Raw genomic sequence first — 22380 nt, forward strand, 5'->3', positions numbered from 1 at the left:
CCCTATTTTAGTTCTTATTAAATGAAGCAAAAGGACTTGAACCAGAAGCTGCTGTATTACCGCTTTGTGGTTTTATCATTACTATTGTCTTTCTGGTGCTTGCTTTTATTGGTGTTGGATGAACATTAATATTTTTTGCGCGGTCTATTCGTGTTGTCTTATTGCCTGAACGATTTAATGAAACAGTTTTAGTTAATCTTTTTTGTTTAATAGATGCCTCCGTGATTGCTTTAGCATCAGATGTGTCAGGTTCAGGTAGTGAGGTATAAATACTTTCAGACAGTTTTTTCGCTGCAGGATAAGTCGTTTGCGCACTTAAATAACGCATTTCATTAGAACGCATATGCTGCAAAGAACTCTCAGCAATACCCACTCCTGCAAGAAAAGCAATATCCGTCAGTGCAGTACGTTGAACATTTTGTTGACCTAAACTTTCTATGAGCTGTAATGCTTTTAGATTCTTTCCAAGTTGTTGATATTTTTGTGCAGCTTGAATTAATAATTCATTTTGCAAGGCAATATTTTTCTTATTCTTTTTATCGCATATTTGGCTATAGATATTGAGTAAGTTTGGGTCAGTTTCGCCAATAACTAAAGGATAATCTTTCATACACCCTTTTTTTAGCTCGACTGGCCTTTCATCAGCAAAAGTTAATTGACTCACCGAGATCATTACAATCAAGGGGATAAAAAATATATTTTTATTCAAAAGATGCCTCTAATTATTCTAATTTTATTGTTTAGCTGAGTTAAATCATATTCCGCGATTTTCTCATTTTAGTTTAATTTTTATAATTTCAAATCAACGTTGCGAATTTAACAAAAAATAACCACTTAAAGTCAACAGGTAATTAACAAAAAATGATGCTTTTATCATTTTTATTGTTTATTTATGTAAAAGAGACTAATTTTTATCAAATATTTTTTAATATTTCGAAAGAAATGTGTAGAATGTGTCAGATGCTTTAACCAATAAAAAATAAACTATTGTTTTTAATATAAATTTATAAAAATAAAATCCGATCAATTCAGTATTGAGATAAAAATAAAAACTGATTGTTCTTTTAGCATGTTGAGTAACATATGAATAATTTAAAAATTTTAATTACAAAACTATCTTCTGGTGCCCGTTTAGCCTTGGAAAAATCAGCCAATACGTGTATTTCTCAACAAAATTATGAAATAGAAATTGAACATTTCTTTTTAGAACTTCTACAGAATAATTCAAAAAATGATTTACAGTGGTTATTAGAAAAATACAAAATCTCGGCTGATCGTTTAATTAATGATTTAAAAGAAAGTATTTCACATTTACCTAAAGGCAATACACGAACCCCTATTTTTGCAAAATCAATTATACGTCTATTAGAACAAGCCTGGTTGTTGGCCTCAGCAGAACAAAAACCACTCATTCGTAGTGGGCATTTACTGATTGCATTGTTGACTGGGCCGGATCTTTATCAAATTGCAGTTCGCGCTTCCAGTTTATTTGAGTTGTTCCCTTTGGATACCATAAAACATAAGTTTTTAGATATATGTTCACACAGTATTGAATGTAAGAATGAACAAAATGGAGATCAGCAAGATACAATAAAAACAAAGCAGCAATCCGAGCCAGTATTAAAAACCCCTGCTCTGGATCAGTACACCATTAACTTAACGGAAAAAGCAAAAAATGGTGCGATTGACCCCGTCATTGGTCGCGAGTTTGAAATTCGCTTGATGCTTGATATTTTAATGCGCCGTCGTCAAAACAATCCGATTTTAACAGGGGAGCCTGGAGTTGGAAAAACTGCAGTTGTTGAAGGTTTAGCCCTAAAAATAGCCAACAATCAGGTTCCTGATGCTCTAAAAAATGTCCATTTGCATGTGCTTGATATGGGGTTATTACAAGCAGGTGCGAGCGTTAAAGGGGAGTTTGAAAATCGATTAAAACAAGTCATTCAGGAAGTTCAAAGCTCAAGCTGCCAAATTATTCTATTTATTGATGAAGCACACACCTTAATTGGTGCAGGTGGTCAAGCGGGTCAAAATGATGCTGCAAATTTACTCAAACCCGCTTTGGCTCGTGGTGAATTACGAACTATCGCTGCAACCACTTGGACTGAATATAAGCAATATTTTGAAAAAGATGCTGCATTAAGTCGTCGCTTTCAGGTTGTCAAAGTGGAAGAACCAGCGACAGCTGTCGCAATAGATATGCTTCGTGCCATGATTCCTGTTATGGCAAAGCATTTTAATTTGCAGATTGAAGATGAAGCGATTGTGACGGCAGTACACTCCTCTCATCGATATATCAGTGGACGTCACCTTCCGGATAAAGCGATTAGCGTACTTGATACTGCAGCCGCTCGTGTTGCACTCACGCAGAATGCTCAACCAGTCAAGCTAGACCAGCTCAAAGCACAACAACATAATTTAAATTTGGAGCGTGAAATTCTAGAAAATGAATATAAGCACCTACCTATTCATCATGAACGTTTAGAAGCATTACGTCAGAAAATTCAATTACTTGAATCTGAAATTAAAGCTACAGAACAACAATGGCAAGCTGAACTTAACTTTTTTCAACAGATTCAATCTCTAGAACAACAAGAACAGTCTCATAAACCCGTAGATCAAAACAAAGGCGTTATCACTGCCCTTCGTCAGCAATTGGCTGACATTCAAGGAACATTCCCCTTGGTTTATGAACGTGTAAATGCACAAATAATCAATGAAATTATTTCGGATTGGACTGGTATTCCTGTAGGAAAGATGGTCAATAATGAAATTAAGCAGATTCTGGCTTTAGAAGGCAAGTTGGCTGAACGCATCATGGGGCAAGATTATGCATTGCAGCAACTGGTTCAGGGCATCAAAACTTCGAAAGCAAAACTTGAAGATCCAAATAAGCCGCAAGGGGTATTTTTATTGGTGGGTCCAAGTGGTGTAGGGAAAACTGAAACTGCACTTGCCCTTGCCAATGAATTATATGGGGGTGAATCTCATCTGATTACCATCAATATGTCTGAATACCAGGAAGCGCATACCGTTTCATCGCTTAAAGGTGCTCCTCCCGGCTATGTCGGATATGGTCAAGGGGGTATTTTAACCGAAGCGGTACGACGTAATCCCTATAGCGTTGTTTTGCTTGATGAAATAGAAAAAGCCCATAGCGATGTTCAGGAGTTATTTTATCAGGTTTTTGATAAAGGCATGCTTGAAGACGGTGAAGGTCGTTTAATTGATTTTAAAAATACCACTATTCTTTTAACGTCCAATGCAGGCTCAAGTGACATTATGCAAGCCTGTTTAAAGTTGCCTGTTACTGAATGGCCTACTGCAGAAGAATTAACAGATCAATTAAAACCTAGTTTATATAAGCAGTTTAAACCTGCATTTCTAGGTCGTATGCGTGTTGTACCTTACTTCCCTTTGCATGATGAATTACTGCTACGTATCATTAAGCATAAATTGGGGAAAATTGTTGCACGTTTAGAACAACAATACACAACTAAAGTTACCTATAGTGAAGATCTGCTTGAATTACTGCTTAGCCGGTGCACCGAAGTAGATAGTGGCGCACGCAATGTAGATAATATTCTTAATTCTTCGATATTACCTGCTTTAGCCACACACATTTTAGTGTGCTTAGCAGAACAAAAATTACCAAAGCAAATCTATATTGATGTTCAGGATGAAAAAATTATTTATCAGCTTGACCCTGTTGCGAAAACCACAAAAAAACGAACAAAAAAGACCAAAGCTACAGAAGCATAATTTATAAAAAATTTTTAAAAAAATAAAAGGCATAACATGAGTTTAGAACTCGAAGTATTATTAAAAGCAATTTCAGATGAAGCCCCGTGCGGGATGGATTGTTCATTTTCAAATGAGTTTCATGCCATTAAGAAAGCAAAAACTCAGGATGATCCATTATTAGATCAGGGTGATTGGATTGCTGAACCTAAACAGGCGGACTGGATTTTTGTAAATTCCAAATCAACTGAATTACTGACTGAGAAAACGAAAGATATTCGGTTATATAGCTGGTTGATTGAGGCATGGTCAAACCTATATGGTTTTGAAGGCATAGCCAAAGGTCTAGAGCTGATACAACGTAGCTTAAATGATTTCTGGATGTTATTACATCCAAAAATTGACGATGATGATTTGGATCAACGTCTGGGGTTGCTGCAGGGAGTGATTAATCAACTGCCAGCGCTAATCAAAAATACCCCCGTGGTGAATGTGTCACCTTTTTATTCTTTAATGGATTATGACGGCTTATTGCACCAACAAAATTTACGCCGTAAACAACCTGAAGATAATGAAAAGGTGCAAGAAAAATTGTCACTTGAGCAATTTGAACAGGCACTCATCAACACAACTCAATCTTTTCAATATCAAAACTATCAGAATTTTTTAGAAATTTTGAAGCAGTGGAATATTTTAAAAAATGTGCTGGATGGTCTACTAGGTTTAGATGCACCAAGTTTTGCGGCAATTGATATGCAAATGGAATCAGTTCATAACAGTCTGAGAAAAATATATAAAACAGAGGCTTTCGAATTACCATTAGTAGTAATGAGTCAGCCAAATACTATAGCAGGAATAAAAATTTCACCTGAAGCTATTCATTCATCCATTGAAATTGCATCCACAACGCATCCACAAAAATTTCAACCCCAAGCTCAAAATCATGTGGCAAATCGTGAACACGCCATGCAAGTTCTACAAGACCTCATAGATTATTTTCAGGCCAATGAACCGCATAGTCCAGTCAGCTATATGCTGCAAAAAACCATAAAGTGGAGTCAGATGCCATTACATGAATGGCTAAGCCAAGTCATAAAAAATGAAAATCCTTTAGAAACTGTACATGAGCTTTTAGGTGTACAAAAAAATAATCATGAAACAAATAATAATTGGTAAATTACATGTTTAAAGCAGAAAAAATTCTTTGGGGCGAAGGCTTATTTTTACGCCCACAACATTTTCAATTACAAGATGCCTATCATGAACAGCGCTTAAATCATACCATTCGCTCGACTATTCCTTTTGCTTATGGTGTGCAATCCATCCAGTTTGATGAAGTGCAATTAAGCACTCATGTCTTGGCTTTAGAAAAAGTGAATATGATTTGGCAAGATGGTGATATTTACCACGCACCTGCACGTGACTTATTACCACAACCGATTCAACTGAATGAGTTAAGTTTATGTGGTGAAATGACAGTCTATTTGGCCTTACCGATTATTCAACCTAATAAACGCAATGTCTCTTTTGAGGAGAGTACCCAACCAAGCCGTTATCATTCACATCTTAGCGAAACACATGATTTATTTACTGATGCAAGCGTAGCAGATATCACTTTATTACGACGCCGTGCGGAATTTAAATTATTTGAATTCGGTATTGAGCCTAACCATGAACTGGATGGCTTTTTATATTTACCTGTGGCTAAAGTTAAACGTCAAAGTTCTGGAAATTTTGAACTCGATCACAAGTTTATTCCACCAATCTTGCATATTGACGCATGTAAAACGCTGATTTCAGGATTAAAACGTACCTTAAATATAATTAAAGCCAAGATAAAAACCATTCAAAGCAATAATCGTGAAAACGAACAAAAACTGATTGAATTCCGTTCAGGCGATATTGTCTCTTTTTGGTTAGTCAATGCCTTAAATACCGCATATACTACTTTAAATCATCTCTTGCAGTATCCACATAGCCACCCGGAACGATTGTTTTTTGAATTATTGCGTTTAACCGGATCATTACTTACCTTTTCAACAGCATATGAAGTTGATCAATTACCGCAGTATAAGCATCATCAGTTACAAGAGAGCTTTTATCAACTCGATGTGATTTTACGTGATTTGCTGGACACAATTATTTCAAATCGCTATCTCAGTATCGCGTTGAAAGAAGCTCGACCATCTTATTGGATAGGGAGTCTTGAATCCGACAAAATTACGCGTGACACGCGACTTTATATTGCAGTTTCAAGTGGCATGATGCAAACCCATGAACTGGTAAAGTTCGTCCCGCTGCGTTTTAAAGTAGGTAATTCTCGCGATGTTGAACAACGCGTTATTGCCGCACTTCCAGTTATTCCTTTACATCACTTAATGCAGGTTCCAACCGCAATTCCGGTACGTTCTGGGGTAAGTTATTTTGAAATTGAACCGAACAATGACCTATATCAACAGATGCTCGATGCTGAATCAATCTGTATTTATATTCCTGCAGGTTTTCAGGATATTTCGATTGAACTGATTGCAGTAATGAAGAGCTAAGGAGGATTCAGATGAATCTAAATGATAATGCGCCTTCACTTTTTGATGATGGACAAATAGGCCTAGGTTCTAACTCAACCACAATTCAATTCAAAGCTAGCAGTACGACTAATCTTGTTGATTTATTACATGATGCTTTCTATATCGTTTTTTTACTGAAGAACCAATATATCCCTTCTAATGCAGATGAGTTTCGGGATAAAATTTTAAATCTTTTAAACCGCTTTGAAAATCAGGCAAAAAAACTGCAATTTTCAGCGGATGATATTCATGATGCAAAATATGCTTATTGTGCATTGCTGGATGAAACGATTGTAACCCAACAAGATGTTCAGTTTTTTGATTTGCAAAACACTTGGATGATTAGTCCTTTACAGTTAAGTCTTTTTGGTTCGCAACTTGCGGGTTATCGTTTTTTTGAAATTTTAGAATTGCTCCGTAGCTGTGGTAAAGAAAGACTTGCAGCATTAGAAGTATTTCACTATTGCATGTTACTCGGTTTTCATGGCAAATTTCGAATCGAGTCTATACAAAATTTAAATCATCTGGTCGCACGTGTCGCAGATGAAATCGACTTCCTGAAAGGAAAAAAAGCATCTTTCTCCCCTTTTTCAGGTTTACCTGACCAAATCAAACATATTATTCATCGTGAATTACCGTTTTTTGGAATTTTAATCTTTTTAGCGATTTTTGCCTTATCGTCATTTATTGGCTTAAATTTTATGCTTTCATATCAAAATAATAAAGCATTAGCAGGCTATCAGAATATTATTAGCTCACCTGCTGAACAGGCATATATCACCATACATTTACCCTAAGGAAATATAAAAATGGCAAATAAATAAATAAACTTAATAATATTAGATACTTAACAACAATAATCTATGCACCGACATTTTATTGATTTTAGGTTTCTGTAATGGGTTAGTTTTTAGCTCGATTGTGGGCTATGCGTATTTAAATACTTTAATTTAAAATGAAATTGAGCGAAACTTGAGACCTATTAATACCCCCTATTCAGAAAAAACTCTCTTAAAAAAGAAACAGCAGCTCGCTAAAGGGTTAGAAATCCATGTCACTTCACCCAATATTCAAATCAATCAGCCTATGCAGGGTAAGGAATCTCCTGTTGAATTTCCTCAACTCCAAGAGGATGATTTAAGTAATGTATTTATACATCAGAATCAGCTAAGGTCTATGGTAAAAAGCCTAAATAAAATTCCATTAGTATCTAAACAAACCGCCGTGTCTCCATGAGTATCATTATTCTTATTGGATTCATCTTAGTTTCTTGTAGTCTAGCATTCCTATCCTCCTATGAGTTGCGGGACAAAGTACAACAATTTTTCTTGGGTGTTATTCCTCAAAGTAAGAAACAATTTAATTTTGCAAAGCAATTTGCTCTACAGTTAAATCAGGCTGCTGCACCTGAGCAGATCCAGTCACATTGGCATTTACAACAATGGTGGATTCTGGTTTCAGGTTTTTTTCTATTCACCAGTATCTTGATTTTTACTTTTACGCGACCGATTAATCCAACAAAAATCGAAGCGGATTATTTAAGAGAAGCAGATCCTCAAATTTATGCCTTGCTGGATGGGCAGATGCTTTCATCACCACCAGAAGTGGAAGGATCATTAATTGAAGAAGCCATTATTGCTGCGACAAATATTGAATCTATTCAGACTACTATTCGGGCAGAAGTGTTTAACCCAAATGTTGCAGATGTACATATGCAATATTTGCATGGTGATCTTGCATCAGCTGATCGAAAATGGCACAAAATGAATCCGCGTTATAAACAGCGTTTACTGATGGTGTTTAAAATCATGCAAGAACGTCATGGATATGAAATGGTTTTATTAGAGGGCTATCGCAGTCCTGAACGTCAGAACACCTTGGCTGGAAATAGTAATATTACCCGTGCCAGAGGTTTTCAAAGCTATCACCAATTTGGTTTAGCTGCCGATGTTGCATTTAAGAGAAGTGGAAAAGTTGTTATTTCTGAACGTGATCCATGGGCAATGCAAGGCTACCAATTATATGGAGTAGTTGCAGAATCGGTTGGTTTAACTTGGGGTGGCCGCTGGAAGTCGATTCAGGATTATGGACATACGGAGTATCGTATACCAGGGCTCAGAAAAACAGCTGAAATGGCAGAGCAATTAACTTCTGAAGGAAATTTATTGACAAATCATATAAATTAATCACTTTAAGTAACAGCTCAATTTTTTCATTGAGCTGTTACTGTTAATACTTTAATTTAGTTTAAATATTGATTAATTTCATCAAGTACTTGCTGAGGTTTTTCTGCATGTAACCAATGCCCTGCACCTTCTATCATCTTAATTGTGGCATTTGGAAATTGCTGTTGAATTGCATTGAAATGTTGAGCTTTACTTATATAGGCAGATTTATCACCACGAATAAATAGTGCCTGTTTTTGCCATGGCTGAATAGTTTCCCAACTTAGAATATCTGAATAATGGTTAAATAAGGCTTCAACATTAAATAGCCACTGCCCTTGGCTAAAGGATTTCATTAAAAACTGAATAACCATTTCTTCATTTAAATATTCACGCATGATTTGAGTTGCTTGTTGTCGGTTTTCAGCCTTGGCATTTTGTACAGCAAATAATGCTTTAAAAATTTGATCATGATGATTTTCCGTATAAGCAAAGGGTGCAATATCCAGAATAACCAATTGTTCTAATCGCTCACCTGCTCTATTCGCCAATTGCATGGCAATTTTTCCACCCATTGAGTGACCAATAGCAGAAAATTTTGAAATATTTAAAGAATCTATAGTATCTAAAATATCCTGTGCCATATCCGCATAATTCATTTCTAGTGAATGTGTTGAATGTCCATGATTACGTACATCAATTTGAACAACCGAGTGTGATTCATAAAATGTACGCGCCAACATACCCAAATTACTTAAACTTCCAAACAGACCATGTATAAATATAAGAGGGGGTTTTATTGAAGTGGTTTCATTTAGATGAATTTGGTAATTTAAAATCATAAATATCTTTTATAACACTTTTAGTTGTAATTATTTTTGATGATAATTGAGATTTAATCAATTGTCATTTTTTGAAAACTTATTTTTTTTTGCTTAGGCTATTTATAGAATATCAAAAATGTTGTTTATTATTCAACATTTTACGTTTTAATAGTATTTAAATATGGCAAACCGTCTTTACGTACTCATAAATAAATAATCAAAAACAAATATTTATAAGATTAATTATAATATTTACTTAGGCTATATTCTAAAATAAGCTGCTATAAAACCCGCTATTACCGAGTCCATCTATGCATTAACTGTTTTAAATCTGCTCCACTCTTGAGCTATTTAAAATAATTCAAAGGTAATTTTAAGTAGCGAATACCGTTTGCTTCTGGTTCAGGAAATCTCCCCCCGTCCATATTGATCTGAATTGCAGGTAAAATTAGCTTAGGCATTGAAAGTGTTGCATCACGGCGGTTTCGCATTTCTACGAATTCTGTTTTGCCTGTATGCTCATTCAGATGAATATTGTTTTTTTTCTGTTCTTGAATACTGCTTTCATTTTGATATTCTTCTCTGCCTGTAGGTAAATAATCATGACACAGAAAAACCCGGAACTTTTCATCTAACTGATATAGTTTTTGCACTGAATCAAACAGAGTCTCGGAACTACCCTTGGGGAAATCACAACGTGCTGTTCCATAGTCTGGCATAAACAAGGTATCACCTACAAACACAGCATTTCCGATTACATAGCTTAAGCACGCAGGTGTATGTCCTGGAGTGGGGATGTTATACGCTGCCAACTCCCCTATTTGAAACTGTTCTCCATCTTCAAAAAGATGATCAAAAGTTTGGCTCGAATTAAAGTGTTTCATATCCAGATTATAAATTGCACTAAAACTCTCTTGTACAATGGCAATCTTCTTGCTCATTGCGATTTTTCCACCTAATTGCTCTTTTAGATATTGAGATGCTGTGAGATGGTCAGCATGTACATGGGTTTCTAAAATCCATTCTACGCTTAGGCTATTTTGACGAACATAGTTGATTATCAGATCTGCCTGCGCGGTTTTGGTTGTGGCTGACGGCGCATCATAATCCAAAACACTATCAATAATGGCACAACGCTGGCTGACAGGGTCTGTCACCACATAACTAAAGGTATTGGTCTGCTGATCAAAAAAATGCTGAACGTGTGGATATTGCATCATAAATGTTTTCCCATCAATTGGCGCTGAATCAACATACCGGTAAACATGGCAACAATAAAGTAAAGGGCCTGATAATGCCCTAGACTGATTAAAATCAGGCTAGGTGCAGGGCAAATTCCTGCAATTCCCCAACCGATTCCGAAGACTAGGCTCCCTATCAGCAAATTAGAATCGATCTTGTTATTTTTAGGTAAATCAATGAAGTCTCCATACACAGTTTTTGGATTCTGTTGATGTATCGCTCTTTGAAACGGAATAAATGCCACGGCGATTGCGCCTAACATGACAAATGCAAGACTTGGATCCCATTGACCAAAAAAATCTAGAAAATCTAATACTTTCTTAGGATTAGACATGCCTGAAAGCATTAAACCAATCGAAAACAATCCGCCAAATACAAAAGCCCATATATTTTTCATATCAGAATGCTCCTGTGATATGGCGAAGAATATAAACCGTTACAAAACCTGCAAACATAAAAGTTATGGTTGCTACAATCGAACGTTTAGACAGGCGGCTTATGCCACAAATGCCATGCCCACTGGTACAGCCAGAACCCATACGCGTACCAAAGCCAACCAACAAGCCAGCAATGATCATCATCAGCGGGCTAGCCTCCAATACAATATTGGGAGTTTGAACCATGCCATAGAAAAATGGCACGACGAACAGTCCTAGCAAAAACCATAAGGCAGGCGTTTTGACTAGAGCTTGAGGGTTTAATACTTGCGCAATTAAGCCGCTTACCCCAGCAATACGACCATTCACATACAAGTATCCCACTACAGATAGACCAAGCAGAATCCCACCGAGAAATGCGAGTAGAAAGTCATGCATAATCGCTGCTCCAAAAAACAATATATATTTATATAATATATTTTAAAATATATCAACTAAGGGAATTTTGTGGATAATGAATTGAAAGGTTTATTTTATCGAGATCATTTAACAATGCAGTTGAGTTTCAACAGTAGTCTTTGGAAATTAAAAATCCATCGATCGACATTTTTATACTGAATTATTATATCTAATCCATGGCGTATGCACTATGAGATAACGTTTAAGTCTTGTTTGATTTATTTCAAATTTTTTTTAACAGTCCAGATAGAGTGCACCCTTAGCTTCCTTAAGCTATTAATCAATACCCTGGCTTGTTATATCTCTTGGGATCAGATGATTTGTCAGACTTTTGTTCATTAATTTCTTGCCAGTTCTACTCAAAAGCTTATTGATATATATACAGTCTTTTATTTTTAGTCTTTTATTCTTCAGTGAAATTTTTCAAAACTTTGTCTGCAAACCACCATGGCAATTGCTGAACCTCAGGATTCATTTTTAAAGTTTCTGCCGATTGAATTTCTGCAATAAACGCTGCCTTTTCCCCATTAGAAGAGTTATCAAATAAATAGGTTCGATCACTGGCATCTACCGCCTGCATAAGTAAATCCATACTACGGTAATAACGTTCCACAATATTTTTTTCAGGTACAGGATGGCCACCGACACTGACTCGATACTTGACTCGAGCAATATTAATTATCGGATCGACAGTCGATACATAATACAAATAGGTTCTAAAACCCTGCCGCTTTGCTTCTTGCAGAAACTCTACTTTGGAAATATGTGACATCACCGTTTCAAAAGTAAAACTAATCTTTAAGCGTAAAAATTCTAAACGAATATAATCAATGATACGCGCGCAGAGATAGGAGTCTATTTCTGATGGATGAAACTGAATAATATTGCAATTATTCAATATCACCGATTCCATTTTTAGCAACGAAACCAGCTGTCCCGCATTAGGACGTTTTTTCTGTTTTAGAAAATCAATGAGATTGTGTGCTTGTAAAGCTGGATGATAAGTCATCAAATTTAGCTGATGACTGCTATGAAGGTTTTGTTCTAGTTCATCAGCATTTAAATAAGCCCCAATATGATGGGGCAACAAATATTCTTTGACTGTGCTTTTTCCAGATCCATTCGGACCCGCAAACATCCTTATTCTTGGTTGAGGCATTAAGTTATACAGCTGCCTCTTGTTTTCTGTTACGTTTTAAAACTTTAGGAAGATGATCCGCAGTGACATAAGCCTGAGACAAGTCATGAATCACGGTTTCGTTTCCATTGGCCTCGCGTCGTACCAACTGCTGTTCTTTTGCATAAACGACCGTCGCGACCGAACACGCTTTATTAAAAGCATGACGAAATGCATGTACAGCAAGTTTAGGAATCATATCATCCTCATATTTGCCTGCTTTCATAATGGTATAAGCTGTCATATCACAACTCCCCTTACACAAGGTATATTTCTCTAATATATTAACATAGTGCAAATAATTGTCTATTTATACACCAACATAGAAATGTAACCTGTAAGGGAGTTAGGGAAATAGATTCAAAATTTAATCGCGCTGTTTCATTACAAGCGATTAATGACTTATTTACTATAGAATCGCTTTAAGCATTCTAAAATATTTATTGGTGTCTTAATCGATATTTTAAATATTGTTACTTTTATCCAGATTCTTAAAAATAAAAGCCACTAACTCAGTGGCTCATATCATCAATTTGATTTGATCGGCTTATTCTTACTTAAGCTTGGCCTTCTTTCCATACATCTTCATAATCTTCACGATCAATCATAAAGCGGAAACCTTCTGCCAAAGCCAAGTACGGAAGCACTTCAGGTAAAATATCCTGTAACTCTCGAACAGTCATGGTTTGAAAAAAATCTTCACCCTCTCCCATTTCCCCCCCATAGATAAACCAAGCGACATTTTCTTCAGTTTCAGGCTTTTTACGAATTCCGACAATAGGTTCCTGATTTAATGTCTCTACAGCAACTGCAACGACATCATCCCCACTGACTTGGATATAAGCAGAGTCAAATTCCTCACACAATAGTTTTTGTTCTGCAATTAATTCTTCTAAAGGAGATTTCTGGTTCATGGCTTATACCTTGGTAAATTGAGCTGAATAGTGCATTTTATCCTAGATCATAAATAGGTAGGCAATCTTTTTATTTTCAGTGTTTTTTGTTAAACTTGAAAAGGTTACAAATTCAAGAAACAACAATGAAACTTAAAGATATAACGATAATCGAACATAGTCACGGCGGCAGACGTAAAAATGCAGGGCGAAAAACACAATATCAAGAAAAAACGGTAGTTATGCGTGTTCCAGAGTCAAAAGTGTTGGAAATCAAGGCATGGTTAACCCCTAAGCCTGAAGATGACCGTATTAAGAATATTGCACTCCAACCGATTCAAATCCAAACACCGTTAAATATTCCTTATCCTTTAGAATCTGATGCCGCAGGTTTTTCCTCATCCGTTCCGGATTACACAGAAGACTTTATCGACTTAAATGAATACTTGATACATAACCCACTTAGTACATTCATATTACGGGTGAATTCTTTGTCGATGGAAAATGCAGGGATAGATATAGATGACCAGATTCTCATTGATCGCAGCTTGACTGCAGAACACGGCGATATTGTTTTAGCCTTAATCAATAATGAGTTCACCGTAAAACGACTGATGAAAGAGAAACAAAAAAATGCCGAACTTAAGATCTGGTTAAAAGCAGAAAATCCAGAATATCCTGATATTTATTTACGTAGTGAAGACCAGTTGATTATTTGGGGAGTTGTGACCTGTATCTTAAAAAAATTAAGATAATGGAAGTTTAACCAGAGCAGAAATAAAAAATAAAAGTTACTTTTTTCATATTTAAATTAAAGCCATTCACTCGGTATTCAGTTTTACATTCGCTGTAGAAGTCTATAAACAGACAAAAGCCCCAAGAAAACCTTGAGGCTTTTTGTTTAACCCTTAGCGTTGTTGATGCTGTGGATTTTTTTGCTGTTGATTTGATTGTTGCTGTTTGTCTTGTTGCTGTTGTTGCTGTTTGTCACTTTGTGGGTTGTTTTGCTGTTGTTGACGTTGATTGTCATTCTGTTGATTAGGTTGTTGTTGATTAGCCATTTCCATATCCATCCTTTAGTTGTTAGGGATATGCCGTACTAATTACGACTCTTACTAATCTAGCGGATATTTCCGTTTCACCAACCCCCAAACTGTATCGAGTTAATTCATTGTAATATTCAAAATATTAATTTATTGATTCGTAGTAAGTAAGCCTTGCTCCTGTTTACGCTATTAACTGTAATTACACTGAAGCTTACATGAGGTTAAACCTCCTTATCTAATCCCCTATTGATTATTCACAAATTTTTAATTTGAGTTTTTAAGCATCTCTTTATCATTAACTTGATAAAGTTACAAAATCAAGATTAAAAATAATGGAACAATAATTGTTTGCTTTAATAGATATTAATAATTATTGGGTCTGCTGTGAGCGCGTATTTAATTCACTTTAGAATGAAAACCTGTAGTTGTACTCTCTAATAACGACGGCTGCGTAGTTTCACGTAGTAATAAAACATTAAATATTGGAATGACTAGTGCTTAGTATGAAATTGAAAAAAGGCTTTGCAGGCAGGTAAAAGTATTTTCCTTAAATTACTAGCTCAAATTAGGGATTATCTATGGACATAAAAATTTTTCAATTTGAAGTTAAATCATTAGCTTATTAAATGTCCATAGCACCTCAACTACCCCTTAAATAGATGAATGATTTATCCGTTTAACACCGTATGCAAAAAGCCTCGACATTGGATAACATTGCCATGATTTGATAAGCATCCTTGATTAATGAATTGGTTTATTCTGCTGTATAGGAATTAACATAACCATTCTACAAAAAAGTCAAACTAGCAAATCATTTTGTAAAAAAAGACTCTCTTTAATTTGGTCTGCTTTTTATCCGACTTAGATTTATATAGGCATATATGTAGTTATAAAAACCTACTTCAAGGAACACCGGTAGCAGATATTCGGGGGTATTGATCGTAAAATCAGCAAGCAACTTCAAGGTTATAAAATTTATAATAGCTATGACTTAACTTTTGCCAATGAACATCATCTTGCCAAGCAGTTTTCAGTAGTCATTGCACAGACTATCCGTGAGCTAAAAGGTCAGTCCTGTATTGATCTGGAGGATCCTTCAATTGCTTCAAAAAGAATCCTTTCCTCCCGTAGCTTTGAGTTAGTTTTAAGTGAAAAGAGCATCATAAAACAAGCGGTTACTTTCTATGTAAAGATTGCTCATAAAACGCTTAACTGCACAACAGCAACTTTGCGCATATGTGCATGTCATGCTGTATGGAAAAACACCCCTTCATCCCTATAAAAAGAGTGCTTCCCATGTATTATGGTTTGGAATCTGGAGCAGATGATTTCCTGAATTTAAACCCAGTTTAATTAAAGTAAATAGATGTTTTAATTAAGGAAAATAAAAAACATGTTAAACTCGAGGTTATATTTACTACGTTACAATCAAAGCAGCAATATATTCATGACTTATGGCAGCCATCAGAATTGATTCAATAACGTGAGGATTTGATGAAAACCTTATTAAAAATGAAGCAGCGATACGGTTCGGACTATATACAAGTTGGTTAGCATTGCAGCAGTCAAGCATGGCAAATGAAGTAACATCACCGATCTCCACTCTACACTACCTGCTGGCAGGAACTTCTGATAATTAATGATTCAGTAGTAACTGTTATACAAAATAAATGAACTGTTTTGGCCAATTGGGTTTACAATGTAAAAAATAGTAATAACTATAAAAAATTATAAAAAATGTCATTTTTTAACATTGCCAATTCCTTGCAAAGTTTTCATTATATAGCTCAGTTTTGACAGATAGCTTCCGCATTGATTCAAACAGTTTATAAAAACAATGTGGAAATATATGCCATAATACGCAAACTTTGCTGACATCTTGCAAGGTGGATTTGCAGACTTATAATTGGAGCAAGCTGAATGAGCTCGACCATTTTGGTTATTCATGGACCGAATCTAAATTTGTTAGGAAAGCGAGAACCTGAAGTTTATGGATATCTCACCCTAGAAGATATTAATAAGAAGCTCATCTCACAAGCTCAAAATGCATCTATTTCATTAGACACTTTCCAAAGTAATTGGGAAGGTGCAATTGTGGACCGAATTCATCAAGCCCAACAAGAAGGCATACAGTTCATCATTATTAATCCTGCTGCATTGACACATACCTCTGTTGCAGTACGTGATGCTCTTCTGGGTGTCGCAATCCCGTTTATTGAGGTTCATTTATCGAATGTACATGCTCGAGAGGCATTTAGACATCATTCATATTTGTCCGATAAAGCCGTTGGCGTAATTTGCGGTTTAGGTGCTCAAGGCTATGCCGCTGCACTAAATTACGCCATCGAAAAAATTCAACTTTCTACGCAATCATAATTAGGAATACTGTCTCATGGATATCCGTAAAATCAAGAAACTCATCGACTTGATGATTGAATCTGACTTACAAGCGATAGAAGTTAAAGAGGGTGATCAATCCATTGCCTTAACTCGTCGCAATCCAGTGGTTGCGGCAGGTGTTCCAACCATGCCTGCTGCTGTAGCAGCTCCTGTAGCTAAAACTCCACGTGGCGCTGTAGAAAATTCACCGATGGTTGGTGTGTTCTATGCTGCACAAAGCCCTGGCGAACCACCATTTGTTAAAGTGGGTCAAACCATCTCTGCTGGCGACACTCTAGGCATCATTGAAGCCATGAAAATCATGAACCCAATTGAAGCAACTCAAAGCGGTGTGGTTGAAGAAGTTCTAGTTAAAAATGGTGAAGTCATTCAATTTGGTCAACCACTTTTCCGCTATCGCGCGTAAAACCACGGGGATTTATAAATGTTGCAAAAGGTATTAATTGCAAACCGTGGTGAAATTGCTTTACGCATTACCCGGGCTTGCAAAACTTTAGGAATTAAAACCGTTGGTATTTATTCCGATGCCGATAAAGACCTCATGCACCTTCGCTTTGTTGATGAAGCTGTATGTATTGGTCCGGGTTCAAGTAGTGAAAGCTATTTAAACATTCCAGCAATTATTACTGCTGCAGAAATTACTGGTGCAGATGCCATCCACCCAGGTTATGGCTTCTTGTCTGAAAATGCCGAATTTGCAGAAATTGTTGAAAATTCCGGTTTTATCTTTATTGGACCACGTCCAGAACATATTCGCTTAATGGGGAACAAGGTTTCTGCCATTATTGCAATGAAAAAAGCAGGTGTACCCACCGTTCCAGGCTGTGACCATGCTGTAACCATTCACAATGCTCTTGCTGAAGCAAAAGAAATTGGCTTTCCGCTGATTGTTAAAGCGGCATCAGGTGGTGGTGGTCGTGGTATGCGTATTGTTGAACGTGTAGACACTTTACTTGAATCTGTTCAGGCAGCACAGCGTGACGCAGAAATGTGGTTCGGTGATGATACCGTGTACATGGAACGCTTCTTGCAGAAGCCGCGGCATGTTGAAGTACAGATTTTGGGTGATGGTAATGGTCATGCGATCCATCTTTTTGACCGTGACTGTTCTTTACAACGTCGCCATCAAAAAGTACTGGAAGAAGCACCTGCTCCAGGCTTACCGGAACAGGCACGCGCTGATATTTTAGAAGCTTGTGTTAATGCATGTAAACTTATGCAATACCGTGGTGCCGGTACATTCGAGTTCTTGTTTGAAGATGGTGAATTCTTCTTCATCGAAATGAATACCCGTGTTCAGGTTGAGCATCCAGTGACAGAAATGGTAACTGGTATTGACATTATTGAACAGCAACTGCTTATTGCAGGCGGTCTTGGTCTTAATATTGAACAAGCCGATGTTGAATGTCATGGTCATGCGATGGAATGCCGTATTAATGCGGAAGATCCAACTAACTTCCTGCCATCTCCTGGAAAAATTGAACATTATTATGCGCCAGGTGGTGCAGGTATTCGTTTGGATTCGCACATCTACCAAGGCTATAGCATTCCCCCTTACTATGACTCAATGATTGCCAAACTCATTGCACATGGTAAAGATCGTAAAACTTGTATTGCGCGTATGAAACAAGCATTAGAAGAAATGATCTTAACGGGAATTAAGACCAATATTCCTTTGCATAAAGACCTGATCTTACAAGATGAAAAATTTTGCGATCAAGCCATGGATATTCATTATCTTGAAAAGCATTTACTTCAGAAATTAGAAGGTCAGCAAAAAGAAGCCTCTTAATACTAACTTCTTAAATAAAAAACCGCTCCTAATGAGCGGTTTTTTATTTCTTTACTTTTATTCTTTAGTTTTTAGCTGTTACGGTAAAACACGGCGTAATGTCGCAAAACATTGTTCTGCTTTTTCATTACTACAAAAATTAATTGTTGATGGATTTTTCCATTGCACAAAATACTGAGAAATCTCGCCTGTTTGATCTTCCTGAAGACCCGAACAATCTTTTTCATTATTATCATACTTTACTTGCAAAACCAGTGCAGGTAACAAAGTACGTTCCTCTTGGGATGGCTGATAGTCATAAATGCCTGACGACCACTCTTGCCCACTTTTTATGATGACATTGTTATTACTTTTAAAATTATAGTATTCAATACATTTTTTATTATTGGCCACTTGCATTCCCCATAGGCCAACAATTTCAGGACGAGTTGCAATACGAATAGTATTTGAACTTTCTGTTTCAGCTGTGTCATCTTCTGTTGCCACAACTGCTTTATTGTCATTTGCCATCGTTACAGATGAGCATAATATAAGTAAAATTGTTAGATATGCGTTTTTCATACAGGAGTTCAATGCTAAAAATCTCTTTCTATAACTTAGCATATTTTTATGAAAAACCAGTATTTATCACCATATTACAACAATATACTTGCCCATTTTTATCTAAAAAATGGAAAGATAGCGACTTGAAAATATTAAATTATTCATTATGAAATTGAATAATAACGATCTACTTAAACTGACTTCTAATAACATTAAAAGCGTCGCTATTTTTGCCCCTAATGGAATTATCTATAGCTTGTTCTGGGTAGGTAATACTTATCTCATTGCTAAATTGCGGTGATTTTTATCTTTTACAAAGTTTTGCTTTCGATATCTAAAGGTTAACCAAACGCTTTATCAATTAAAAGCCTTGAAGCCTAATCAAGTCTATGTTGCTTCTTTATATAAAATCTATTACAACAACTAAAGTTCATATCAAAATAAAACAAGGGCCTTAATGAATCTTTCTGAATATCTACACTATGACGGCCTAGGGTTGGCCAAATTGGTTGCCAAAAAAGAAATTTCATCTTCAGAATTACTGAATTTAGCACTAGAGCGTGCAACCCATACCAATCCCAAATTAAATGCCATAATTATTCCCATGCATGATTATGCACAGAAACGTACTCAACAAGAATTAACAGGACCTTTTGCGGGTGTGCCTTTTTTAGTCAAAGACTTATTTCAAGAATATGCAGGCTATCCCACTTCCTATGGCTGCAAAGGCTTAAAACGCATCAATCATATTTCTGAGCAAAATTCTGAAATTGTAAACCGTTGGGAAAATTCCGGTATTGTCACCTTTGGACGGACCAACACTCCAGAATTTGGTATTAAAGGCATTACCGAGCCAGATGCCTGGGGAGCTTGTCACAATCCTTGGAATTTAAAACACAATAGTGGCGGATCCTCAGGGGGTTCGGCATCTGCAGTTGCAGCAGGCATTGTTCCGATTGCCGGCGCTGGCGATGGTGGTGGTTCTATTCGTATTCCAGCATCTTACTGTGGCTTATTTGGATTAAAACCGAGCCGTGGCCGTACACCTTGGGGGCCACAACTAAGTGAAGCCATGCATGGAGCAGCCATTCAACACATACTCGCCAAAACAGTACGAGATAGCGCTGCAATGCTCGATGCGACACACGGCGCTGAACATAGCTCTTTGTTTAAAATTGAACATCCTCAAAGTAGCTATTTAGACGCTATTCAACATCCGCCTAAAAAATTAAAAATTGCTTTTAGTACCCACTCCCCGATTGGCACCCACGTTTCTAAAGATGCAATTTCTGCCGTGCACCATACGGCAAAACTATTGGAGTCATTAGGTCATACTGTAGTCGAAGATACGCCACCGATTGATGGTATGGACCTCGCCAAAGATTTTATTACCACCTGGTTCAGTCAATTTTCTTATATCCTGAACCAAATTAAACAACAACATCAGGCAAAAAATAGCGATTTTGAACTGGATTCACTCGCACTTGCTGCATTCGGTGGGCAAACCACGGCAATTGAATATATTCACAACCTGAATAACTGGGGCGTTTACGCCACAAAAATGAATCATTTTTTTGATCGCTATGATTTATATTTAACTCCTGCAACGGCTACTGTCGCCCCTAAAAATGGTGAAATTAAAATCCCCAACTGGCAAAAACCAATTCTGAAAAGTTTATTAAAATTGGGGAAAGCACATCTACTCGCTCAAGGAAAATTGGTTGACCAAATTGTAAAAGAAAATTTAAAATGGGTGCCCTTTACTCAATTGGCCAATATTACCGGTCTTCCTGCAATGTCTGTTCCACTGTACTGGAATCAAGACAACCTACCTTTAGGTTCACAGTTTATCGCACCTTTTGCCCGTGAAGACTTGTTACTGCAACTTGCGGCTCAACTTGAGGAAGCACAACCTTGGTTTAACCGATACAGCCAAATTCAATTATAAAACTAATCGGGCCTTTTAGGCTTGTTGAATCTGTTTCGGTAACCATCGGACAAACAGCAAGCCCACTAGAGTTGAAAGCCCGGCAATCATAAAAACCATCTCGCCAGAGATCAGTTGCCAGTATCTACCTGCCAAGATACTGCCTAGAGCTACACCTAAGCCCCACATGGTGCTATACATCGCCTGCCCACGACCCTGTTGCCCCATGGAGAAGTTTTGAAAAATAATGCGCATGGCAATCATGTGAAATAGGCCAAAACTAAAGGCATGAATGGTTTGGGCTAAAAACTGCGCAATAAATGAATTGGGCAACAAACCAACAACGATCCATCTTGCTCCTGTCAGCACCAAACATAGAATCACCAAACTACGCCAAGAAAATTGAGTTAAAAATATATGGGCAAAAGCAAACATGATAATTTCAGCGACCACGCCAACTGACCATAAAAAACCGATTTCTGTGGTGCTAAAACCGACTTGATGCAAGTAGTTGCTATAAAAACTATAAAATGGCGCATGGGAAAATAACAACACAAATTCAATTGCAAAAAATGCCGCCACTACAGGGCGTTTTAATATGGGTAAGAGCGGTTCTAATTGTATTTGTGAACGCGGCGCTGTACTCGGTTCTTTAATGCTAAAAGACCAAATAAAAGCCAGAAATGCAATACACAGCAACATGACAGGTAACATTGAAATAGGAACAATTTCCAATAAAGCCCCAATCCCAAAAACCCCTATAATAAAGCCAATCGAGCCCCATTTTCTCACTTTGCCATACAGTTGCGTTCGCTTTTCCCCCAGCCAAAATAAAGTCACTCCTTCAAATTGCGCTAAAATTGCATTTTGAAAAAAACTAAAAATTAGCATAAGTAATGCAACAGACTGAAAAGTATTTGGGATCAGGAAAATCATGAACCAAATGCAGGCTTCCATCCACGTTGCAATGCGTACCAACAACATTCTTTTGCCAGACTTGTCAGCAATCCATCCCCAAATAAACGGTGCAAAAAAGCGTGTCACAATGGCTAGGGAAGATAAAAGCCCAATCTCTTGATAGTTAAATCCCTGATCTTCAAGATAAAGACTCCAAAAAGGCATGAAGGTTCCTACTATTGAATAGTAGAAAAAGTAGAATCCTGACAGTTTGTGCTGGATTGACAAGCTTAGCATTTAATTGCATTCCATCATATTTTCAATAGCTTA

General features: G+C 36.8%; 21 protein-coding genes and 1 pseudogene. 11 read left to right on the top strand and 11 right to left on the bottom strand.

From position 1 onward, the window contains the following. Positions 1-7: 7 nt before the first annotated feature. Positions 8-664 (bottom strand): hypothetical protein, encoded by a 657-nt coding sequence (locus tag E0H89_RS15090; protein ID WP_131218163.1) that lies wholly within the window; start codon positions 662-664, stop codon positions 8-10. A gap of 419 nt (positions 665-1083) precedes the next feature. Between E0H89_RS15090 and tssH the strand changes: the two genes are divergently transcribed. From tssH to E0H89_RS15120, 5 genes are all read left to right on the top strand, one after another. Continuing rightward, positions 1084-3762 (top strand): type VI secretion system ATPase TssH, encoded by a 2679-nt coding sequence (gene tssH / locus E0H89_RS15095; protein WP_131218165.1) that lies wholly within the window; start codon positions 1084-1086, stop codon positions 3760-3762. A gap of 36 nt (positions 3763-3798) precedes the next feature. Further along, on the top strand, positions 3799-4917 hold the full coding sequence (gene tssA, locus E0H89_RS15100; protein WP_131218167.1) for a type VI secretion system protein TssA: 1119 nt from the start codon (positions 3799-3801) through the stop codon (positions 4915-4917). A gap of 5 nt (positions 4918-4922) precedes the next feature. Next, entirely contained in the window at positions 4923-6287 is a 1365-nt protein-coding gene (gene tssK / locus E0H89_RS15105; protein WP_131218169.1) for a type VI secretion system baseplate subunit TssK, read from the top strand. Positions 6288-6298: 11 nt separating this feature from the next. After that, complete coding sequence (gene icmH, locus E0H89_RS15110; RefSeq protein WP_131218171.1) at positions 6299-7105, top strand: type IVB secretion system protein IcmH/DotU; 807 nt, start codon at positions 6299-6301, stop codon at positions 7103-7105. Positions 7106-7540: 435 nt separating this feature from the next. Then, positions 7541-8494 (top strand): M15 family metallopeptidase, encoded by a 954-nt coding sequence (locus E0H89_RS15120; RefSeq protein WP_131218175.1) that lies wholly within the window; start codon positions 7541-7543, stop codon positions 8492-8494. A 56-nt stretch (positions 8495-8550) separates the two neighbouring features. On the opposite strand, the gene E0H89_RS15125 is transcribed toward E0H89_RS15120, so the two are convergent. The 7 genes from E0H89_RS15125 to E0H89_RS15155 all read right to left on the bottom strand — a co-directional run bounded on the left by E0H89_RS15125 (position 8551) and on the right by E0H89_RS15155 (position 13466). Next, positions 8551-9315, bottom strand: coding sequence for an alpha/beta fold hydrolase (locus E0H89_RS15125; protein WP_131218177.1), 765 nt, complete (start codon positions 9313-9315; stop codon positions 8551-8553). 329 nt (positions 9316-9644) lie between these two features. Beyond that, positions 9645-10514, bottom strand: a complete 870-nt coding sequence (locus E0H89_RS15130; protein WP_131218213.1) for an MBL fold metallo-hydrolase — start codon at positions 10512-10514, stop codon at positions 9645-9647. Beyond that, positions 10514-10936, bottom strand: coding sequence for a DUF6691 family protein (locus E0H89_RS15135; RefSeq protein ID WP_131218179.1), 423 nt, complete (start codon positions 10934-10936; stop codon positions 10514-10516). The genes E0H89_RS15130 and E0H89_RS15135 overlap by 1 nt, the downstream gene beginning before the upstream one ends. Before the next feature lies 1 nt (position 10937). Then, positions 10938-11354 (bottom strand): YeeE/YedE family protein, encoded by a 417-nt coding sequence (locus tag E0H89_RS15140; RefSeq protein ID WP_131218181.1) that lies wholly within the window; start codon positions 11352-11354, stop codon positions 10938-10940. 424 nt (positions 11355-11778) lie between these two features. Beyond that, positions 11779-12513: an ATPase gene (locus tag E0H89_RS15145; protein WP_502698416.1), complete on the bottom strand. Its 735-nt coding sequence runs from the start codon at positions 12511-12513 to the stop codon at positions 11779-11781. A gap of 25 nt (positions 12514-12538) precedes the next feature. Next, entirely contained in the window at positions 12539-12796 is a 258-nt protein-coding gene (locus E0H89_RS15150; protein WP_131218185.1) for a hypothetical protein, read from the bottom strand. A gap of 313 nt (positions 12797-13109) precedes the next feature. Further along, positions 13110-13466: an immunity protein Imm33 domain-containing protein gene (locus E0H89_RS15155; RefSeq protein ID WP_131218187.1), complete on the bottom strand. Its 357-nt coding sequence runs from the start codon at positions 13464-13466 to the stop codon at positions 13110-13112. Between the two features lie 125 nt (positions 13467-13591). On the opposite strand from E0H89_RS15155, the gene E0H89_RS15160 reads away from it, so the two are divergent. Then, the gene (locus E0H89_RS15160) at positions 13592-14200 is read left to right on the top strand and encodes a LexA family protein (RefSeq protein WP_131218190.1); all 609 of its coding nucleotides are present in this window, start codon (positions 13592-13594) and stop codon (positions 14198-14200) included. Positions 14201-14353: 153 nt separating this feature from the next. Here E0H89_RS15160 and E0H89_RS16500 read toward each other — a convergent pair whose 3' ends face one another. After that, positions 14354-14506 (bottom strand): hypothetical protein, encoded by a 153-nt coding sequence (locus tag E0H89_RS16500; protein ID WP_165494063.1) that lies wholly within the window; start codon positions 14504-14506, stop codon positions 14354-14356. Positions 14507-14835: 329 nt separating this feature from the next. Between E0H89_RS16500 and E0H89_RS16985 the strand changes: the two are divergent. From E0H89_RS16985 to accC, 4 genes and pseudogenes are all read left to right on the top strand, one after another. Next, positions 14836-16165, top strand: a pseudogene (locus E0H89_RS16985) (DUF4113 domain-containing protein). Positions 16166-16411: 246 nt separating this feature from the next. After that, entirely contained in the window at positions 16412-16867 is a 456-nt protein-coding gene (gene aroQ, locus E0H89_RS15170; protein ID WP_131218192.1) for a type II 3-dehydroquinate dehydratase, read from the top strand. 16 nt (positions 16868-16883) lie between these two features. Further along, positions 16884-17297: an acetyl-CoA carboxylase biotin carboxyl carrier protein gene (gene accB / locus E0H89_RS15175; protein ID WP_131218194.1), complete on the top strand. Its 414-nt coding sequence runs from the start codon at positions 16884-16886 to the stop codon at positions 17295-17297. Between the two features lie 18 nt (positions 17298-17315). Next, the gene (accC, locus tag E0H89_RS15180) at positions 17316-18683 is read left to right on the top strand and encodes an acetyl-CoA carboxylase biotin carboxylase subunit (RefSeq protein ID WP_131218196.1); all 1368 of its coding nucleotides are present in this window, start codon (positions 17316-17318) and stop codon (positions 18681-18683) included. Positions 18684-18761: 78 nt separating this feature from the next. Here the strand turns inward: accC and E0H89_RS15185 are convergent, their stop codons facing one another. After that, on the bottom strand, positions 18762-19244 hold the full coding sequence (locus E0H89_RS15185) for a hypothetical protein (RefSeq protein WP_131218198.1): 483 nt from the start codon (positions 19242-19244) through the stop codon (positions 18762-18764). A gap of 439 nt (positions 19245-19683) precedes the next feature. Here E0H89_RS15185 and E0H89_RS15190 point away from each other — a divergent pair, with 439 nt between their 5' ends. Next, on the top strand, positions 19684-21174 hold the full coding sequence (locus E0H89_RS15190) for an amidase (protein ID WP_131218199.1): 1491 nt from the start codon (positions 19684-19686) through the stop codon (positions 21172-21174). A 15-nt stretch (positions 21175-21189) separates the two neighbouring features. On the opposite strand, the gene E0H89_RS15195 is transcribed toward E0H89_RS15190, so the two are convergent. Continuing rightward, the gene (locus E0H89_RS15195; protein WP_131218201.1) at positions 21190-22347 is read right to left on the bottom strand and encodes an MFS transporter; all 1158 of its coding nucleotides are present in this window, start codon (positions 22345-22347) and stop codon (positions 21190-21192) included. Positions 22348-22380 lie beyond the last annotated feature (33 nt).

Source organism: Acinetobacter sp. ANC 3781, assembly GCF_004331285.1.
Taxonomy (GTDB): domain Bacteria; phylum Pseudomonadota; class Gammaproteobacteria; order Pseudomonadales; family Moraxellaceae; genus Acinetobacter.

Excerpts from the sequence above, each read along its gene's own strand:
- tssH (WP_131218165.1), top strand. The coding sequence starts at position 1,084 with ATGAATAATTTAAAAATTTTAATTACAAAACTATCTTCTGGTGCCCGT.
- tssA (WP_131218167.1), top strand. The coding sequence starts at position 3,799 with ATGAGTTTAGAACTCGAAGTATTATTAAAAGCAATTTCAGATGAAGCC.
- tssK (WP_131218169.1), top strand. The coding sequence starts at position 4,923 with ATGTTTAAAGCAGAAAAAATTCTTTGGGGCGAAGGCTTATTTTTACGC.
- icmH (WP_131218171.1), top strand. The coding sequence starts at position 6,299 with ATGAATCTAAATGATAATGCGCCTTCACTTTTTGATGATGGACAAATA.
- E0H89_RS15120 (WP_131218175.1), top strand. The coding sequence starts at position 7,541 with ATGAGTATCATTATTCTTATTGGATTCATCTTAGTTTCTTGTAGTCTA.
- E0H89_RS15125 (WP_131218177.1), bottom strand. The coding sequence starts at position 9,315 with ATGATTTTAAATTACCAAATTCATCTAAATGAAACCACTTCAATAAAA.
- E0H89_RS15130 (WP_131218213.1), bottom strand. The coding sequence starts at position 10,514 with ATGCAATATCCACACGTTCAGCATTTTTTTGATCAGCAGACCAATACC.
- E0H89_RS15135 (WP_131218179.1), bottom strand. The coding sequence starts at position 10,936 with ATGAAAAATATATGGGCTTTTGTATTTGGCGGATTGTTTTCGATTGGT.
- E0H89_RS15140 (WP_131218181.1), bottom strand. The coding sequence starts at position 11,354 with ATGCATGACTTTCTACTCGCATTTCTCGGTGGGATTCTGCTTGGTCTA.
- E0H89_RS15145 (WP_502698416.1), bottom strand. The coding sequence starts at position 12,513 with ATGTTTGCGGGTCCGAATGGATCTGGAAAAAGCACAGTCAAAGAATAT.
- E0H89_RS15150 (WP_131218185.1), bottom strand. The coding sequence starts at position 12,796 with ATGACAGCTTATACCATTATGAAAGCAGGCAAATATGAGGATGATATG.
- E0H89_RS15155 (WP_131218187.1), bottom strand. The coding sequence starts at position 13,466 with ATGAACCAGAAATCTCCTTTAGAAGAATTAATTGCAGAACAAAAACTA.
- E0H89_RS15160 (WP_131218190.1), top strand. The coding sequence starts at position 13,592 with ATGAAACTTAAAGATATAACGATAATCGAACATAGTCACGGCGGCAGA.
- E0H89_RS16500 (WP_165494063.1), bottom strand. The coding sequence starts at position 14,506 with ATGGCTAATCAACAACAACCTAATCAACAGAATGACAATCAACGTCAA.
- aroQ (WP_131218192.1), top strand. The coding sequence starts at position 16,412 with ATGAGCTCGACCATTTTGGTTATTCATGGACCGAATCTAAATTTGTTA.
- accB (WP_131218194.1), top strand. The coding sequence starts at position 16,884 with ATGGATATCCGTAAAATCAAGAAACTCATCGACTTGATGATTGAATCT.
- accC (WP_131218196.1), top strand. The coding sequence starts at position 17,316 with ATGTTGCAAAAGGTATTAATTGCAAACCGTGGTGAAATTGCTTTACGC.
- E0H89_RS15185 (WP_131218198.1), bottom strand. The coding sequence starts at position 19,244 with ATGAAAAACGCATATCTAACAATTTTACTTATATTATGCTCATCTGTA.
- E0H89_RS15190 (WP_131218199.1), top strand. The coding sequence starts at position 19,684 with ATGAATCTTTCTGAATATCTACACTATGACGGCCTAGGGTTGGCCAAA.
- E0H89_RS15195 (WP_131218201.1), bottom strand. The coding sequence starts at position 22,347 with ATGCTAAGCTTGTCAATCCAGCACAAACTGTCAGGATTCTACTTTTTC.